Origin of the sequence: Reyranella sp. (genome assembly GCF_036558665.1) — a bacterium.
Taxonomy (GTDB): domain Bacteria; phylum Pseudomonadota; class Alphaproteobacteria; order Reyranellales; family Reyranellaceae; genus Reyranella.
Window position 1 is genome coordinate 18,344 of record NZ_DATBFE010000130.1, and the last position, 12,062, is coordinate 30,405.

The 12,062-nt window shown below is 65.2% G+C and carries 13 protein-coding genes; 3 read left to right on the top strand and 10 right to left on the bottom strand.

Annotated elements, in window-relative coordinates; genetic code table 11:
* Positions 1-7: 7 nt before the first annotated feature.
* The 7 genes from VH499_RS19070 to VH499_RS19100 form a co-directional block, all read right to left on the bottom strand.
* Complete coding sequence (locus VH499_RS19070; RefSeq protein ID WP_332054335.1) at positions 8-877, bottom strand: ABC transporter permease; 870 nt, start codon at positions 875-877, stop codon at positions 8-10.
* Positions 864-1,814: an ABC transporter permease gene (locus tag VH499_RS19075; protein ID WP_332054336.1), complete on the bottom strand. Its 951-nt coding sequence runs from the start codon at positions 1,812-1,814 to the stop codon at positions 864-866. The genes VH499_RS19070 and VH499_RS19075 overlap by 14 nt, the downstream gene beginning before the upstream one ends.
* Before the next feature lie 30 nt (positions 1,815-1,844).
* Positions 1,845-3,368, bottom strand: coding sequence for an ABC transporter substrate-binding protein (locus tag VH499_RS19080; RefSeq protein ID WP_332054337.1), 1,524 nt, complete (start codon positions 3,366-3,368; stop codon positions 1,845-1,847).
* 94 nt (positions 3,369-3,462) lie between these two features.
* Entirely contained in the window at positions 3,463-4,392 is a 930-nt protein-coding gene (locus VH499_RS19085) for a hypothetical protein (protein WP_332054338.1), read from the bottom strand.
* A gap of 108 nt (positions 4,393-4,500) precedes the next feature.
* Entirely contained in the window at positions 4,501-6,201 is a 1,701-nt protein-coding gene (locus VH499_RS19090; RefSeq protein ID WP_332054339.1) for an AMP-binding protein, read from the bottom strand.
* A 33-nt stretch (positions 6,202-6,234) separates the two neighbouring features.
* On the bottom strand, positions 6,235-6,729 hold the full coding sequence (locus VH499_RS19095; RefSeq protein WP_332054340.1) for a hypothetical protein: 495 nt from the start codon (positions 6,727-6,729) through the stop codon (positions 6,235-6,237).
* Positions 6,726-7,490 (bottom strand): SDR family NAD(P)-dependent oxidoreductase, encoded by a 765-nt coding sequence (locus tag VH499_RS19100; RefSeq protein ID WP_332054341.1) that lies wholly within the window; start codon positions 7,488-7,490, stop codon positions 6,726-6,728. The genes VH499_RS19095 and VH499_RS19100 overlap by 4 nt, the downstream gene beginning before the upstream one ends.
* Before the next feature lie 53 nt (positions 7,491-7,543).
* Between VH499_RS19100 and VH499_RS19105 the strand changes: the two genes are divergently transcribed.
* The gene (locus VH499_RS19105) at positions 7,544-8,335 is read left to right on the top strand and encodes an SDR family oxidoreductase (RefSeq protein WP_332054342.1); all 792 of its coding nucleotides are present in this window, start codon (positions 7,544-7,546) and stop codon (positions 8,333-8,335) included.
* Here the strand turns inward: VH499_RS19105 and VH499_RS19110 are convergent.
* From VH499_RS19110 to VH499_RS19120, 3 genes are read right to left on the bottom strand one after another with little or no spacing between them, the layout of a single operon-like run.
* Positions 8,332-8,976, bottom strand: a complete 645-nt coding sequence (locus VH499_RS19110) for a GntR family transcriptional regulator (protein WP_332054343.1) — start codon at positions 8,974-8,976, stop codon at positions 8,332-8,334. The two genes, VH499_RS19105 and VH499_RS19110, sit on opposite strands and share 4 nt — an antisense overlap.
* 23 nt (positions 8,977-8,999) lie before the next feature.
* Complete coding sequence (locus VH499_RS19115) at positions 9,000-9,425, bottom strand: heme-binding protein (protein ID WP_332054344.1); 426 nt, start codon at positions 9,423-9,425, stop codon at positions 9,000-9,002.
* Positions 9,426-9,427: 2 nt separating this feature from the next.
* Positions 9,428-10,162: a TenA family transcriptional regulator gene (locus VH499_RS19120; RefSeq protein ID WP_332054345.1), complete on the bottom strand. Its 735-nt coding sequence runs from the start codon at positions 10,160-10,162 to the stop codon at positions 9,428-9,430.
* A gap of 79 nt (positions 10,163-10,241) precedes the next feature.
* Here VH499_RS19120 and VH499_RS19125 point away from each other — a divergent pair, with 79 nt between their 5' ends.
* Both VH499_RS19125 and VH499_RS19130 read left to right on the top strand, forming a co-directional pair.
* On the top strand, positions 10,242-11,060 hold the full coding sequence (locus VH499_RS19125; protein ID WP_332054346.1) for a Rieske (2Fe-2S) protein: 819 nt from the start codon (positions 10,242-10,244) through the stop codon (positions 11,058-11,060).
* A gap of 152 nt (positions 11,061-11,212) precedes the next feature.
* Complete coding sequence (locus tag VH499_RS19130; protein ID WP_332054347.1) at positions 11,213-12,058, top strand: CmcJ/NvfI family oxidoreductase; 846 nt, start codon at positions 11,213-11,215, stop codon at positions 12,056-12,058.
* The last annotated feature ends 4 nt before the right edge of the window (positions 12,059-12,062 follow it).

Below are 12,062 nucleotides of genomic sequence, written 5' to 3' on the forward strand. Positions count from 1 at the left end.
GCGCCTCTCACAGCGCACCCGGCCGCGGGTCCGTCAGAGCCCGTAGCGTATCGCCGACGATGTTGAAGGAGAGCACAGTCACGAACATGAAGCCGGCAGGCAGGAAGGCAAGCCAGGGCGCGATGTCGAGACTTTCCCGTCCCTCGCCGATCATGCTGCCCCAGCTCGGGGCCGGCGGCGGCACACCCAGTCCGAGGAAGCTCAGCGCACCCTCGACGACGATGGTCACCGCCACCCCCAGCAGGAAGAAGGCGAGCAACGGCAGCGCCACATTGGGTAGGAGCTCGCGCAGCAGGATGCGGGTATGGGTCGCGCCGAGCGCGCGGGCGGCGACCACGAACTCGCGTTGCGCGAGCGACAGCGTCGTGGCGCGGGCGACGCGTGTGAAGGCGGGAATGCTCAGGACACCGATCACCATGGTGAGATTCAGGACCGACTGTCCCAGATACGCGGTAACCGCGAGCGCGAACACCAGCGGCGGGAAGGCCAGCAGCACGTCGACCCCGCCAACCGTGAGCGCCTCGAAGCGGCCGCCGAAATAGCCCGCCAGCATGCCGAGCGCGCCGCCGATGCCGAGGCCGATCACTGGCGCGAGCAGGCCGACGGTGAGCGAGATGCGCGCGCCGAAGATCAGGCGCGAGAGCATGTCGCGGCCGAGCTGATCGGTGCCGAGGAGATGCTCGGCGCTGGGCGGGGCGCGCTTGCCGAGGAGGTCCATGTCGGTAGGACTCACGATGGGCAGGACGTTGGCCAGAAGGGCGGCGAGCGCGATTGCGGCGATCCAGAAGAGGGCCGCAAGGAACAGCGCGCCCGGGCCGCGGCGCCGGCGCACCGGCGAGACGAGGGCGGTATCGCCTTCGATCTCAAGCACGGCCATGGCGGATCCTCGGATCGAGCACGGCATAGAGCATGTCGACGATGAAGTTCACCACGACGAAACCCGTGGCGACGAACAGCACGACACCCTGCAGGATGATGAAGTCTCGGGCATAGATGGCGCCCACGAGCAGGCGGCCGATGCCTGGAAGGGCAAAGATCGTCTCGACGATCAGGGCGCCGCCGATGAGCCGGCCGATATTGATTCCCGTCACCGTCACGAGCGTGAGCGAGGACGGCTTCAGGGCATGAACCAGAAGGATGCGGGCCGGCCGTAGACCCTTGGCCTTGGCCATCGCGATGTAGTCTTCCTGCAAGGTCGCGATCATGTCCGAGCGCAGCACGCGCATCAGCACCGGCCATTCGGCGAAGGCGAGCGTCAATGCCGGCAACACGAAGCAGCGCAGGTTGCCGATCGGATCCTCGGTGAAGGGCACCCATCCGGTCGCGGGCAGCCAGCCGAGCTGCACGGCAAAGAGATAGATCAGCAGGATCGCCACCATGAAGGAGGGCAGCGACAGCTTGCCGAAGGCAAGCCCGGTCAGAAACCGGTCGATGGCGCTGCCGCTCCTGACCGCGCACAGAATCGCAAGCGGAATGCCGATCAAGAGACCCAGCAGCTCCGCCATCAACATCAGCTCGATCGACACCGGCAGGCGGTCGAGCACTGCGGCGAGCACGGTCTCGCCGGTGCGGAAGGAGCGGCCAAAATCGCCCTGCAGGACGTCCCACAGCCAATGCAGATAGCGCTGCCAGATCGGCAGATCGAGGCCCATCTGGGCACGCAGCGCCGCAACCTTCTCGGGCGTTGCCTGATCGCCCAGCATCACGTAGGCAAGGTCGCCCGGCAGCAGCGAGGCGATCAGGAAAGTCAGCAAGGTGACGGCCAGCAGAACGGGCAGCAGGTGGATTAGCCGCCGTCCTACAAATCGCGCCATGCCGTACTCCTACTCCAGATCGGCCAGGGTCTATTCCAGCCAGGCATCCGAGACGTCGATGACGCCGCTATGCATCTTGGGGATGCCTTTCACGTTGGCCTTTGCCATCGCGTAATAGGTGTTCTGAAAGGTCCAGAACCAGAGCGCCTCCTTGTTGATCAGCCGGCTGATCGCGCAGTAGTCCTCGGTGCGCTTGGCCGGGTCGGCCGTGACACGCGCATGCTCCAGGAGCTTGTCGAGTTCGGGGTCGGAATAGTTGGCGAGCGCCACCGGGCTGCCGGTATGGAAGTTGGCGTACATCTGCGGGTCGGGATCGCTCAGATCGACGATGCGCCAGGGCGTGAGCTGGAACTGGCGCTGGAAGGCGCGCGGGACGATGGTCGCCTGATCGACCTGTTCGATCTCCATCTTCGCACCGACCTGCTTCCAGAGCTGCTGCATCACCTGACCGACGGCGCGCCCGCGCGGCGTGGCCGTCACCAGCATCTTGAACTCGACCGGCTTGCCGTACTCCTTCAGGAGCGCCCTGGCCTTGGCCGGGTCCTCGGGCAAAGCACCGTCGTCCTTGCACTTGACCCACGAGCCGTCGCCATAGGGATTGGTGGCCGGCCGCGCGAGACCATTGGTGAGCGCCTGCGACATCTTCTTGCGGTCGAGCGCCATGACAAGCGCTTGTCTCACACGCACGTCGTCGAACGGCGCTACCTTGGTATTGAAGGCGTAGACGGCCGCGCCGGAGCCGACATAGTCGAGCACCTTCAGGTTCTTGTCCTTCCGGGCGCGCGCAATGTTGTCGGCTTCGTATTCGTCGGCCCACACAAGCTGCGCCTCACCGGATTGCAGACTGGCGAAGCGCGACTGCGAATCGGGCAACGGTCGAAGCACGACGCGGTCCAGATAGGGATGACCCTTGTTCCAGTAGTTGGGGTTGCGCTCCAGCACCATGCGATCTCCGGCCGCCCAGGACTTGATGATGAACGGGCCCGTGCCCACGGGATTGCGGTTGTAGTCGTCGCCCTTGGCCTGGATGGCCGATGGTGACTGGATGACGTTGTTGGACGACTGGATCGTGAGGAGTGTGGGCAGATTCACCGATGGATCGCGCAGATGATAGACGACCGTAAGGTCATCGGTCGCTTCCACGCTATTGATGAAGGAAATGTAGAAGGCGCAGCGGCAGTTGTTCTTGGGATCCTTCTGGCGATTGAAGTTCCATACGACCGCCTGCGCATTGAACGGCGTTCCGTCCTGGAATTTGACGCCGGGGCGCAGCTTGAAAGTCCAGGTCTTGAAGTCTTCGGAAGACGACCAGGAGAGCGCCAGCCGCGGCTGGGCCTTGCCGTCGTCGTCGAGGCTGGTGAGCGTGTCGAAGATCAGGGCGGCTGCCGATTCGGCAGCGGTATCGAAGACGCCGACCTTCAAAGGATCGAAGCCCGGTATGTCGAGCTCGAGCCCGACCGTGAGAGTGCCGCCCTGCTTCTGCGCCATTGCGGGGCCCGAAACAGCCAACGCGGCAGCAGCCGCCAACCCAAGCAGTCGCGCTTTCTTGGTCATCAGTGCCCTCCCGGAACAGTCGGCGTTAGCCTGCCTTGTTGGGGCCACTGTAAGGAGCGTCGCTTCCCGCCTCAAGAAGAAGCTGACGATGGCGTCACCTTGACTTTGGAGCGGACAGGGTCGCGATGGCGTGCCGCAGGGTAAGTGCGAGTAGCGCGTCGAGGTCGCCATTGAAGAACTCCTGCCGCACGGTGTCTCCCGTCGCGACCGCACGATCCGAACCGACGACGATGCTGGCGGCCTGCATCCCGGCCAGTCGCGCGGTGACGAAGAACGGCGCCTCCTCCATCTCGACGTAGCCTGGCACTTTGCCCGGGTCGAAGGGGAAGGCGAGCAGGGACTTCAGCAGGCCCACCTTCTGGAAGTAGTAGACAGGCGAGGTGAAGCCGAGTGCGCGCTTGTGGGCGACGCGCGCAGCGATCAACTGCTGGTCGACGGCATCGGTGAGGGCCGGATCGGCAAGGGCAATCTGCTCGGCCGCCTCGTGCGCACTCGAGGCCAACAGGAAGGCCGCACCATCCTTGTAGGAGCCGTTCGCCACGATCAGAGATGTATAGGGAAGTCGCGCCCCCAGGAGGCCCGCGGTGCCGATATGGATGGCCTGCTTGACGCCGAGAGCGCCGAGCTCGGCCACCTGCGTGGTGATGCCGCCGGCGCCCGGCAGGCCGCGATTGACGATGAAGGCTGGTGCGGACTTCGGCCGCACGACGAACAGCAGGTTCGGATCGATGTGGCCGATGCGAAGCTCCTCGATTTCCTCAGCAGGGTAGCCCAGCTGATTCAGCATCCGCCGCGCGTCGACATGGTGCAGGATCACGGCGCGGTCGGGCAGGCGATCGAGCTGGCCGTCTTTGAATCGCGGTTGCCTCTTCAGCCAGGCAATATAGTCCGCGGGACTGTTCACCGATGGGCTGTCGGCATACGCGCCGTAGGCGTCGAGGACCTTGAACTCCCGAGCCTCCGCCGAATGGCAGGAGAGCAAGAGGACGAGGCAAAACATCGCCCTTGCCAAGCCGAACCGCATTGAACTGCCTCATGCGCCCGTCGCGGGCGAGCGGCGTGCGTATCAGAGGCGTTCGGGCATCACAACTCCGCGCCCCGATATGTTGAGGCCGTAGACGAGCGGCAGCAGTCAGCCGCCCAGCACGTCCTTCTCGTGGAACTCGACGCCTCGCGTGACCTCGGGAGCGACGCCCTCATACTCGACCTTGCGAAGTTGCGTGCGGCGAATCTTGCCGGAGATGGTCTTGGGCAACTCCGTCACGAACTCCACCCGCCGGATGCGCTTGAAGGGCGCCAGCCGCGTGTTGCAGTACTTCAGGATCGACGCTGCCGTATCGCGAGACGGCGGTGTTGAGGCCGTCAGCAGCACGAAGGCCTTGGGCACGCTCAAGCGGATTTCATCGGGCGAAGGCACGATCGCTGCTTCAGCGACGGCCTCGTGCTCGATCAGTACGCTCTCGAGCTCGAACGGGCTGATGCGGTAGTCGGAGGACTTGAATACGTCGTCGGCGCGGCCCACGAACGTCAGGTAGCCGTCCTCGTCGACGCTTGCGACGTCGCCGGTGCGATAGACCTCGCCGTCGGCGCCGCTTAGCTTGCCCGAGGCATCGGCGTAGCCCTGCATCAGCCCGGCCGGCCGTTCGGCACCCAGCACCAGACAGACCTCGCCTTCCTTGGCATCCTTGCCGTCGGCATCGAGAAGGCGCACGCGATAGCCCGGCATCGGCCTGCCCATGGAGCCCGCCTTCACCGGCTGCCCCGGCGAGTTGGCGATCTGCGCCGTGGTCTCGGTCTGGCCGTAGCCGTCCCGGATGGTGAGGTGCCAGGCTTCCTGCACCTTGTTGATCACCTCGGGATTGAGCGGCTCGCCTGCGCCGCAAACCTCGCGCAACGAGAGCTTGCACGCGGCGAGATCCTCCTGGATCAACAGCCGCCAGACAGTGGGCGGGGCACAGAAGGTCGTGACCTTGCAGCGCTCCAGCACCGCCAGCAAACCTTTCGCGTTGAACGGCGCCTGGTTCACCATCAGCACCGTGGCGCCGGCATTCCAGGGCGCGAAAAAAGTGCTCCAGGCATGCTTGGCCCAGCCCGGCGAAGAGATGTTCACGTGCACGTCGCCTGGCCTGAGGCCGAGCCAGTACATCGTGGAAAGGCCACCGACCGGATAGGAACGATGGCTGTGGCGCACCAGCTTCGGCTTGGCCGTCGTGCCCGAGGTGAAATAGAGCAGCAGCGGGTCGTCGGCCTTTGTCGCCCCACCGGGTGTGAAGACCGTGGGGCACTTGTATGCCTCCGCCAGCGGCAGCCAGCCGTCGAGCTTCGATGCGCCGGTCGTCACGAAGATCACGCCGTCTCGACACAGGCCTTTGCATTTTTCCGCTTGGTCTTCGCCCGCGATGATCATGCGGGCGCGGCCGCGCTCGACGCGGTCGGCCAGTTCCTCGGTCGTGAGCAGCGTCGTGGCAGGGATCACCACGACGCCAAGCTTCATCGCCGCCAGCATGATCTCCCAGAGCGGCGCGACGTTGTTCAGCACCACAAGGAGATGATCACCGCGATCGAGTCCCAGATTGCGCAGCCAGTTCGCGACCTGGTTCGAGCGCTTGCTCAACTCGGCAAAGGTAAGCTTCGTCTCCTGACCGGTCGCGACATCGACGATCCACAGCGCGCAGCGATCCTTGCTCTCGGGCGCGCGTGCCAGATCGGCGTCGAACCAGTCGAGTGCCCAGTTGAAGGGAACCGGGTCCGGCCATTTGAAACCTTTGACCGCGGCTGCGTAGTCGGTGCGGTTGTCGAGCAGGAATTGGCGGGCTTGCTGGAAGGTGGGCATGAGCGTTCGTCCTCGAATTCATTCTCGCCCACGCTACTCGGGGACTGCCGGTCCGTCGAGCGACAGGGGAGCTTCTGCGGCCGGCTTGTGATGGTCGAACAGACCGGCACAGCCGGCGCTGAGGCCATTGCCCGGTGCCGCCTGCACCGGCGCGATGAACGTGGCGGAGATCGTGAGCTCGCCCACCTGGAGCCGGGCTTGGCTCAGCCAGCGGGATGCACGCGTCGAAGCGCCGGCCTTGTCGAGCGTAAGCCAGCCGCAGATCACGGTGCGCTCGCCCGAAGGATCGACGCGGATATGGGCGACGTCCTGGCCGGTGAAGCTGCCCGCCGCGCTCGTCACGCGCCACTCGAATGGCACCCTGCGATAAAGCCGCGCATCGTCGACCGACACGTCGATCGTGCCGACATAGTCGGAACGCATCAGCGCGGGATCCTGAAGCCAGCCTCGCGCGATCGCGAATCCGAGCGCGATGGCGGCGACAAAGGCGAACGCGATTGCCCAGGGCAAACGACCGCGCGCGGTCACGCCAGCACGGTCGAGAGGCCACCGTCCACGACGAGCGTGTGGCCGGTGATGTAGGCTCCCGCATCGGAGGCGAGCAGTAGCAGGGCGCCGCGCAGATCCTCGGGCCTGCCCCAGCGATGCGATGCTGTGCGCTGCTCCAGCATGTCGCTGAAGCCCTTGTTCTGTTGGAGGGCCACGTTGATCTCGGTGCGGATATATCCCGGCGCGATCGCGTTCGCGGTGACGTCGGGGCCGAACTCGACGGCAAGGCTCTTGGTGAGACCCACGATGCCGTGCTTGGCAGAGACATACCCCGAGACCCGGGCGCGCGCGACGACCGCCAGCACCGAGGCGATATTGACGATGCGGCCATATTTGCGCTTCAGCATGTGCCGACCTATCTCGCGCGACAATACGAAGGGCGCAATCAGATCGGTCTCGACGGTAAGGCGGAAGGACTCGGTCGCGAGATCGACGATCGGCTCGCGCGACAGGACGCCTGCATTATTGACCAGCACGTCGATGCGGCGATGCCGGGCAATGATGTTCTCGACCTGCTCGCGCACTGCCGCCTCGTCCGTGACGTCGAGCGGCACTACGTGCGCCCTGCCACCCTTGCGGCTGATCGCCTTCGCCGTCGCCTCGAGGGCTTTCACGGTGCGGCCGGCGCACAGCACCGTGGCGCCGGCCCGGGCAAGGGTGAGGGCCATGTCGCGGCCCAGCCCGCGCGACGCGCCGGTCAGCAGAACGACGCGGTTCTTCAACGAAAACAAGTCTGCCATGGGCCACGATCCTAGCCTAGAAAGGGCGCCAGAACCTATCGGGAGGAGAGAGCATGGCCAAAGTGGCAATCGTGACGGGTTCCGCGACGGGTCTTGGCGCCGCATGCGCGCTGGATCTGGCGGCGAAGGGCTGGAACGTCGCGATCAACTACACCAAAAGCAGGAAGGAAGCCGACGAGACCTACGAAAAGGTGAAGGCCAAGGGCGTGGAGGCCATCCTTGTGCAGGCCGACATGGGCCAGGATGCCGACTGCAGGAAGCTCGCGTCCGAGACAATGAAGAAATGGGGCCGCATCGACGGGCTGATCAACAATGCCGGCACGACCAAGTTCCAGAGCCAGGGAGATCTCGACGGCGTCACGCCCGAGGATTTCGACCGTATCCTGCGCGTCAACGTGACCGGTCCCTACATGATGAGCCGCGCCGTTTTCCCGGTCATGAAGAAGCAGTGGGACAACGACAAGGAGCGCGGCTCGATCGTCAACATCTCCTCGATCGCCGGCGTGATGGGCGTCGGCACGTCGATCCCCTACGCGGCCTCGAAGGGCGCGCTGAACACGCTCACGCTGTCGCTCGCACGGTGGTTCGGGCCGGCGGTGCGCGTCAACACCGTGTGTCCGGGTTTCATCCAGACGCGCTGGCTGCTCGGCGCCTTGGGGCAGGACGACTACGAGAAGCTGAAGGTGGCCCAGGAACAGACGACGCCGCTGCGCCAGGCCGGCACCGCCGAGCAGATGGCCGAGGCGGCGATCTTCTTCCTCACCAGTGCCAGCAACATCACAGGCGAGTTTTTGATCGTCGATGCCGGCACCCATCTCGGCGGCCTGCCGATGAAGGGGCGCTAGGCAGCTTCGTCGTTCGCGGCGCCATGGTTTCGGGCGAAGGCGGCTGCGGCATTGTGGACGTGGCGCATGGCGAGCAGCGCGGCGAGTTCCTCGTCACCGGCGATCACGGCTTCGAGGATGCCGGCATGCTCCTTCCAGTCTTCTCGTGCGCGGGTACGTCCGTTGATCGCGAAGGCGAGACTCGTCCGTTCGCGCAGACCGCGCATCACTTCCAGCAGCACGGAATTGCGGCTCGCCTCGCCCAGCCGCTCGTGGAATTCCGCATTGAGCCGGGCGAGCTCTTCGGTGGTGCCCGAGTCGGCCGCGGCATTGCCGTGTCCCAGCGTCTCGCGCAGTTGGGTGACGATCTCAGGATCGTGACGTCGGGCAGCGAGGCGTGCGTTCTGGCCTTCCAGCAGCGCCCGCACCTCGACGAGCTCGGCCACGATTCCGGGCGTGATCTCCACGACGGTGGCGCCGCGATGCGGCTCCAGCCGCACCAGCCCCTCGGCGGACAGGCTGCGCAGCGCCTCGCGCACCGGTACGCGCGACACGCCAAGCTCGGCCGACAAGCGATCCTCCACGAGGCGCATGCCGGGTTTCAGACGACCGTCGAGGATCTGGCTGCGGATGCGCTCGCGCACGAGTTTGCTGAGCGACATCGAAGAAGGGGAGGCGCGGCCACTCATTTCTTCAGCGCCGTCATGAAGGCTGCGATCCCCGCTTCGCAGCAGGCAATATCCTGCTCGCCATTGCCGCCCGAGGCCGAGATCGAGCCGACGCACTGCCCGTCGACGAAGATCGGGAAGCCGCCGACGAAGACCGTGAAGCGGCCCTCGTGCTGCGTGAAGATGCCGAATGCCTCCTCACCCGGCAGCGCATTCTTGTAGACGTGCGTGGGCTTGCGATGGCCCGCCGCCGTGAAGGCCTTGTTCATGGCGATTTGCACGCTCGTCACCTTGCCGCCATCGAGGCGGCGCAGGGCGATCGGGTAGCCCGCATTGTCGGCCACGCAGAGGACTTCGGGCACGCCGAGCTCCTCGGCCTTCGTCTGTGCCGCGTCGAGGATGGTGTGTGCCTCGGCGAGCGTCAGGGTCTTGTAGGTGTGCACGTCTACGCGGCGAGCCTGCTCGCGGCTTCCGGCTTCGCCAGGAACTTGCGGTAGAGGCCATCGAGATAAAGGCGGCGCATCATGGTCGCCTCCTTCACCAGCCGCACGCAGGCCTCACGCTGGGCGTCGGTCGTGGCGTACTTCTCGACGATCTCGAAGCCCCTCTCGCCGTGCTCGGTATCGGCCACGATGTGCAGCGTGAAGAAGGTCACCTCGTCCTCGGCGAAGCCGTACTTCTCGAGAAGCGGCGGCGTCGTCTTGCTGTAGATGCGCGGCACCTGGCTCTCGAGGCCGATCAGGAGGCCCGAAAGCGCCTCGACGAAGGGCTTGGTCGACTGCAGGGCGCACCAGCTCTGCAGGCCGAGCGTCTCGGGCAGGAGCTCGCCCTTCGCCTGGGCATCCAGGATCTCTGCCCGTTTCATGCCGCAAGTTTCGGCGAATTCCAGCAGCAGCTCGGAATGGCGCACGGGTGCGAAGTCGCCCGAGCCTACGAAGCCTTCCTCCTCGGTGATGTTCTCCAGCAGGAAATGCTGGACCTCCCAGTGCGGGCAATTGGCGTAGACCGTGCCCAGCCATTCGGAGAAGTGGCTGACATAGTGGAAATGCTGCTTCACCCATTCGCCCAGGAGCTGGCGGGTGAGCTTGCCGGATGTCCAGGCCTCGCTCCACGGATGCACGGCCGAGTGCCGTTGCTCGATGGCTTCCTCAAGAGCCAGGCGGAAAGGACTTTTTGCCATGGCGACCTCCAGATTGTATACAATAAGGTCATCATTGACCAAAGAAGCGGGCCAGGCAACCAGTATTGTATACAACAATATGACACCCGAAGACTACGCCCAAGGGGATGCCTTCCAGGCCGAGAAACGCACGATCTTCTCGACCTGGTGGCTGCCGGTCTGCGCCGAGAGCCAGATCGGCCGTTGCGGCGAATTCATGTCAGCAACGGTCGGCGGTTGGGGCGTCGTCGCCGTCCGCGACGGGCAGGGGGCAATCCACGTCCTGCGCAATGCCTGCCGGCATCAGAATATGCCGGTCGTGGGCGCTCCATCGGGCCATTGCGAGACCTTCCGTTGCCGCTTCCACGGCTGGACCTACGATCTCGCCGGCAAGTTCGTGAGCGCACCGCCGGCCGTCGCGCCGGCAGATACGCAGCGTGCCGAGGTGAATCTGATTTCGTTGCCGATAGCCCGGTCGGCGGGCCTGCTTTTTTTCAACCTCGCCGGCACGATGCCGCCCCCGGATCTCGGAGCGACGCCGCCGGACTATGGTGGCACCAACGTCACCGACATCGCCTGCAACTGGAAGGTCCTCGTCGAGCATCTGCTCTCGGCACAGCCGGACAGGTCGCCCGACTTCGCCTGGCAGTGGCCGCTGCTGACGCTGCGCCGGGCCGGCGCCGTCGTTGTCGTCGAGCAGGTGATGCCGCATACGTTCCTGCGCACACGCCTTCTCACGCACGTGTTCGGCGGGCCGGCCGAAGAGCACAGATCATCGAGCAACCTGATCAAGCAGGCCTGCGAGCATCTGCAGGCCGACCGCATCGCCGGAACGATGATGCCCGACGACAACGCGCTCCTGGCCGACTTCAATCGGCGGCTCGGCGCAGCCTATGCGGAGGCGGCGGCAACGCCTTGAACTTGCTGTCCATCGCGCTGGCTGGAGAAAATCCTTCTCTTTCGCAGTAGGTCCTCTCATGGACCCCGGCAGTTCTTCTCCATGGTGTCGGACGCCGACCGGCTCAACATACTGAGAACCATTTCGACTGTGCCATCCGGAGGTCCTGCCCCATGACGCTTCAAACCAATATCGAAGCCATCGCCGCGCTGCCGCATGTGCTGGCCGACATGAACTATCTCGCGCCCATGGCCGCGCGCCCGCGCAACTACACGTTCGATCCGCCGGCCGGCGTGCCACGCAGCAACAGCCGGCACGAACCACATCGGGTCGCCATCCACGATGCACGCCCGATCGCCGACAAGATATCTCTGGATGCGACCGGTTTTGCACTGGTGAAGCACCAGAGTGCCGTGCGCGACTTTTTCGACGACGAGGAAGTGCGTCGCATCTACTACCCTGAGGTCGAGCGCATCCTGAAAGAAGCGACCGGCGCCTATCGCGTCCACATCTTCGACCACACCACGCGCCGTCGCGTCCCCGGCGCCGAAGACCGCAATGGCGGGCCGCGCCAGCCGGTCCAGCGCGTCCATATCGACCACACGGCGCGTTCCGGTCCGCAGCGCGTGCGCGATCTGTTGCCCGACGAGGCCGACGAGTTGCTGAAAGGGCGGGTGCAGGTGATCAACCTGTGGCGGCCGGTACGGAGTCCCCTGCTCGATTCACCGCTGGCCGTCTGCGACGCAACGAGTGTCGGGGCCGACCAGCTCGTGCCTTCCGATCTCGTCTATCCGCACCGCGTCGGCGAGACCTACTCTGTGACCTATAGTCCGGCGCACCGCTGGTACTACGTGCCGCAGATGCGCAGCGACGAGGCGCTGCTGCTCAAATGCTCCGACACATCGACCGCTGTGCCGGCACGTTTCACGCCGCACAGTGCGTTCGTCGACCCGACCACGCCTCGCGATGCCCCGCCGCGCGAAAGCATCGAGGTGCGGACGCTGGCATTCCACCGTTGAGGCG

Bases quoted from the DNA above. Each gene is read 5' to 3' on its own strand.
- VH499_RS19125 (WP_332054346.1), top strand. From the start codon at position 10,242: ATGACACCCGAAGACTACGCCCAAGGGGATGCCTTCCAGGCCGAGAAA.
- VH499_RS19130 (WP_332054347.1), top strand. From the start codon at position 11,213: ATGACGCTTCAAACCAATATCGAAGCCATCGCCGCGCTGCCGCATGTG.
- VH499_RS19080 (WP_332054337.1), bottom strand. From the start codon at position 3,368: ATGACCAAGAAAGCGCGACTGCTTGGGTTGGCGGCTGCTGCCGCGTTG.
- VH499_RS19105 (WP_332054342.1), top strand. From the start codon at position 7,544: ATGGCCAAAGTGGCAATCGTGACGGGTTCCGCGACGGGTCTTGGCGCC.
- VH499_RS19110 (WP_332054343.1), bottom strand. From the start codon at position 8,976: ATGTCGCTCAGCAAACTCGTGCGCGAGCGCATCCGCAGCCAGATCCTC.
- VH499_RS19100 (WP_332054341.1), bottom strand. From the start codon at position 7,490: ATGGCAGACTTGTTTTCGTTGAAGAACCGCGTCGTTCTGCTGACCGGC.
- VH499_RS19090 (WP_332054339.1), bottom strand. From the start codon at position 6,201: ATGCCCACCTTCCAGCAAGCCCGCCAATTCCTGCTCGACAACCGCACC.
- VH499_RS19085 (WP_332054338.1), bottom strand. From the start codon at position 4,392: ATGCGGTTCGGCTTGGCAAGGGCGATGTTTTGCCTCGTCCTCTTGCTC.
- VH499_RS19070 (WP_332054335.1), bottom strand. From the start codon at position 877: ATGGCCGTGCTTGAGATCGAAGGCGATACCGCCCTCGTCTCGCCGGTG.
- VH499_RS19120 (WP_332054345.1), bottom strand. From the start codon at position 10,162: ATGGCAAAAAGTCCTTTCCGCCTGGCTCTTGAGGAAGCCATCGAGCAA.
- VH499_RS19075 (WP_332054336.1), bottom strand. From the start codon at position 1,814: ATGGCGCGATTTGTAGGACGGCGGCTAATCCACCTGCTGCCCGTTCTG.